Origin of the sequence: Bacillus sp. 22475, assembly GCF_052044835.1 — a bacterium.
GTDB classification, from domain to species: domain Bacteria; phylum Bacillota; class Bacilli; order Bacillales; family Bacillaceae_G; genus Bacillus_A; species Bacillus_A cereus.
This window is the reverse complement of record NZ_JBQENW010000073.1, coordinates 1-4,041: the sequence shown is the minus strand read 5'-3', so window position 1 is coordinate 4,041 and position 4,041 is coordinate 1. Positions and strand designations below refer to the sequence as shown.

The following is a 4,041-nucleotide window of genomic DNA, read 5'->3' as shown; positions in this document are numbered from 1 at the left end:
TCAAGACGTACAAAAGGTTCAGGGCGTTGGAATAAACAACGTATCCGTGTAGCTAAGCTGCATGAAAAAGTAGCAAACCAACGTAAGAACTTCCTTCATCATAAGTCTAAAGAGTTAGCTACTCATTTTGATGTTGTAGCTATTGAAGATCTAAATATGAAAGGAATGTCGCAAGCACTTCATTTTGGAAAAAGTGTCGCTGACAATGGTTGGGGTATGTTCACTTCTTTTTTAGCTTATAAACTACATGAACAAGGCAAACAACTTGTGAAAATAGACAAATGGTTTCCTTCCACAAAAACATGTAGCAGTTGTGGAAATGTGAAAAATATGTCATTGTCTGAGCGAGTCTATTCTTGTATATGCGGTGTAAATCTCGATAGAGATTATAACGCAGCTATCAATATCAAAAATGAAGCAATACACCTATTGGCGTTAGCATAGATAGCAATAAAATAACCCTTGGAACAAGGGAGTTAGCTCGGCTGTCTTAGGACGAATTCGTTAGCTACCAAAAGTAACGACTAACCGAGAAGCCCCCACTTCAAAAAGTCCATTAGGACGTTAAGTGGCGGGTAGTTCACATAGGGATAGTTTTTAATATCATTATGAATAATTGCTCCTACTGCATTCTTTCTTATTTGAACCTCTTGCATTCTTTTATGCTCCTTTATAATGATTTAAACATGTTTACGTAAATTTATTTTATTTTACATCTATATCTAAAGCTATTTTGCTCATTAAAGGGTTAGGGCCAATTCCTATTGTGCATTCGATCCGTGTTTTTGCATATATTTCACGTTTAAATGTCAACGCAAATTCATAGGGATTGTTAGCAAATAAATGAATACTATCCGTAATATCCATGAAAAACTCGTCGATAGAATATTGGTGAAAATCTTTAATGGGAATGTACTGTAAAGCTAGTTTTGTTATGTAATTGGAGCATTTAATGTAAGTAGCCATAATGGGATTTACAACTAGAATGTCTTTTCTGCGAGGGATCTCGTATAATCTCGCCATCTTCTTTACTCCCAATTCTTTTAATGGGGGAGTGGCAGCTAATACGATTGAACCGTTTCTATTTACATTACCGACTACTGCCAATTTTGTATACATAGGATCTAACCCCATTTTGATGCAACTTATAGACGGGTAAAAGCTACGTAAATCAACACATAAGATGATTCTATTCGGTAAGATACAATAGTCATAAACTGTTATTCCTCCCTAAATAAAAAGAATGTTTGTTCTTATTATATACGAACGCGCGTTCTTTTATAAAGAGGTTTTGTTTTAAAATAATTTTTTCAGATATTCTTCTTGTGGGAGCAGCAGTTCTAACAACAATCAGTAATAGGGGCGTGACACATGTCCATCAAGCTAAAATTTTGAAATACCCACAAAAAGAAAATTTTTATCTCTCTACACCAATTTATGAGAATTCATTTTTTTCGTTTTTAGGATAATGAATTTCTTAACTTGATGGCAATGACCTCACATTAAAGTGGATGGATAATTTCTTTTAATTATTATATTTAATTTTATAAATATATAATTGAAGCATAGGTGTATGATAAACGTATGTAATATCCTTCATACTGTCCATAAATGTGCCCTGGATTTATTAGTATTTCTTTTGCTAAAACCATACTAAATAAGGATCGTAATAAAATTAAAGGTAAAATACACAGAATATTGAAATTTATATATATCAACTTATTTAAAGGTTAATCTAACGTAATGCCATGATACCATGGTTTTACATTAGATATAGATAATTTTGGAAAAGGGGAAGATTCTATGAATGTTCAATTAGAAAATGAACAAATAACAAAATTATTAAACGACTGGTATCAATCCATGTTAAAACAACAATTAGTTAAAGCAAAACAATTAAAAGAGTATATAGACAATGAAATTAACAATGTCAAAGAAAATCAAAACTTAATCTTATATTATTCTTTATTAGATTTTAGATACAAAGCATTAACAGATTGGATAAGTATTAACGAAAGCAGTTTTGATGAAATGGATAATTTCACAACTCCAGCAGATGACTTCCTGGCTTATTATTATCACTTCTTTAAAGCATTTCATTGTACTTTAACATCCAATTACACTGAAGCAAGTGAACACTATGAAAAAGCAAAAGAACTATTAATACACATTCCTGATCCAATAGAACATGCTGAATTTAATTATCGAATGGGATATTTTTATTATCAAATCTATAAACAAGTAATAGCTCTTGATTATATAAAATTAGCTAAAGAAGAATTTTTAAAACATGAAGATTATGAAATAAATGTAGCACTATGTGACAATTTTATAGGTCTGTGTTGTATTGATTTAAAACATTTCGAATTAGCTGAGGAGTCATTTAATAAGGCACTAGACACATTCCAAAAAAATAACCATAAAAATTCTATCCTTATGGTAAGACATAATTTAGCTTGGTTATATTCAAAACAAAATTTATCTAAACTCGCGATTCGTCATGTATCTGAAGTAACAAAGAACAATCCAAACCATTTCAAAGCATTTTTCGTAGAAGCATATGAATACTATAAGATAAATGACCATAATTACAGCGATCAACTAATTCAAAAAGGATTAAAACTTAGTAACGATTTTAACAATCAAGAATTCCAACATCGTTTTAAAATTTTAAAAGCCCTCAACAACAATGTCCCTACATTAACTTTAGAAATATTTATTTCAGAAGGTATTACTTATTTCAAACAAGAAAAACTATGGGAATGCGTAAAAGAATATGCTGATATCTTAGCTCTAAAGTTTTATGAAGAAAATAACCATAACAAAGCAAGTCAATATTTTTACATGAGCAATACAGCTCAAAAAAATGAATTAGAAAAAGGAGCGTTAAAATAATGAAAAAAATCTATCTAACTATACTTGGAATATCTTTAATTAGTATCCTATCGTTAGGGTTAAACGACTCTTTTAAAAATCAAGCTGTAAATATAGGAGACGGTGGAGGTGCACCAGCAAGACCAGATTATTTATTACAAACACACGCTGACTTATAAGAAAAAAACACCTTCATTCTTGAAGGTGTTTTTTTATAATCTGATTTTTAAATAAATGAAAAATGGAATGTATCAAAGCTCTCTAAGTTAACAACATATTACAATCATTATAAAAATATTAAAAATTTTAATTTTTTGTTCTATTATGGAAATGGTGAAAATGTAGGGGCTTTAGACCTAAATTCAAAAGATGGAAAACTTAATCAGATGAAATTATTCACTGATGGAAAAAGTGAATCAATCTTAAAAGAAAACAATGCAAAAGCAGGTTACTGGGAAGATGTTCAACGTTGTATTAAAAACAACTGGAAAACTATGCCTCAATGGGCTAAATGGGCTTGCGAAGGTGCATGTGGTGGTTGTCTTGGATGTCTAGCTGGTTACGCAATTGGTTGCGCTGCTAGTCAAATATAAAAAGAAGGGTGTGATTCCTCAAATGGAAATGTCTAAAGGAATACTGTTTTATAGACTAACATTGATTATTGCTTGTTTGGCAGTAGTTGCCTTCACATATCCATCTGAATTCTCTAAATTCGCATTAATCGCAGGTATTGTTGGTATTTTTATCATTTTAGCCAAGAAGACTCCTTCCTCAAGGAGCGTGAAGGGTCACAGTTCAGTGAGTAGGTGGGAGATGAATTGGGTTCGAACAAGGGATGGCAGGAAGCCATCTTAATTGTTCGACATATAGAAAGTGTTACTCCACTACCTATCGAATATACGTTTGGTGTATAATAGTCATATACCGAAATGGAGGTGAATCAAATAATGATGAATAAAGCCTATAAGTTTCGTATCTATCCAAATCAGGCACAAGCAATTCTAATCAACAAAACGATTGGATGTTCTCGCTTTGTATTCAATCATTTCCTATCCTTATGGGATCAAGCATACAAAGAGACAGGAAAAGGCTTGACCTATGGTACATGCTCTGCCAAACTACCTGCCATGAAGAAAGAGCTTGTTTGGCTAAAAGAAGTGGATAGTA

General features: G+C 31.7%; 6 protein-coding genes and 1 pseudogene. 5 read left to right on the top strand and 2 right to left on the bottom strand.

Annotated elements, in window-relative coordinates; all coding sequences use genetic code 11:
- Positions 1-444: RNA-guided endonuclease InsQ/TnpB family protein (locus ACTJJY_RS31730; RefSeq protein ID WP_440606806.1), on the top strand; the 444-nt coding region annotated here is incomplete at its 5' end.
- Between the two features lie 80 nt (positions 445-524).
- Here the strand turns inward: ACTJJY_RS31730 and ACTJJY_RS31725 are convergent.
- Together ACTJJY_RS31725 and ACTJJY_RS31720 are read right to left on the bottom strand one after the other, a co-directional pair.
- Positions 525-656, bottom strand: a complete 132-nt coding sequence (locus ACTJJY_RS31725; RefSeq protein ID WP_440607424.1) for a hypothetical protein — start codon at positions 654-656, stop codon at positions 525-527.
- A 52-nt stretch (positions 657-708) separates the two neighbouring features.
- Positions 709-1,224, bottom strand: a pseudogene (locus tag ACTJJY_RS31720) (Y-family DNA polymerase); the annotation flags it as partial.
- A 579-nt stretch (positions 1,225-1,803) separates the two neighbouring features.
- Between ACTJJY_RS31720 and ACTJJY_RS31715 the strand changes: the two are divergent.
- The 4 genes from ACTJJY_RS31715 to ACTJJY_RS31700 all read left to right on the top strand — a co-directional run.
- The gene (locus ACTJJY_RS31715) at positions 1,804-2,895 is read left to right on the top strand and encodes a RapH N-terminal domain-containing protein (protein ID WP_103621945.1); all 1,092 of its coding nucleotides are present in this window, start codon (positions 1,804-1,806) and stop codon (positions 2,893-2,895) included.
- Positions 2,895-3,053 carry a Phr family secreted Rap phosphatase inhibitor gene (locus ACTJJY_RS31710; protein ID WP_000725639.1) on the top strand — a complete coding sequence of 53 codons (159 nt, stop codon included), beginning with the start codon at positions 2,895-2,897 and terminating at the stop codon, positions 3,051-3,053. The genes ACTJJY_RS31715 and ACTJJY_RS31710 overlap by 1 nt, the downstream gene beginning before the upstream one ends.
- 207 nt (positions 3,054-3,260) lie before the next feature.
- Positions 3,261-3,467, top strand: coding sequence for a hypothetical protein (locus ACTJJY_RS31705; RefSeq protein WP_228161275.1), 207 nt, complete (start codon positions 3,261-3,263; stop codon positions 3,465-3,467).
- A gap of 354 nt (positions 3,468-3,821) precedes the next feature.
- Positions 3,822-4,041 (top strand): helix-turn-helix domain-containing protein (locus ACTJJY_RS31700; protein ID WP_242281307.1); only part of this gene is annotated, 220 nt, incomplete at its 3' end.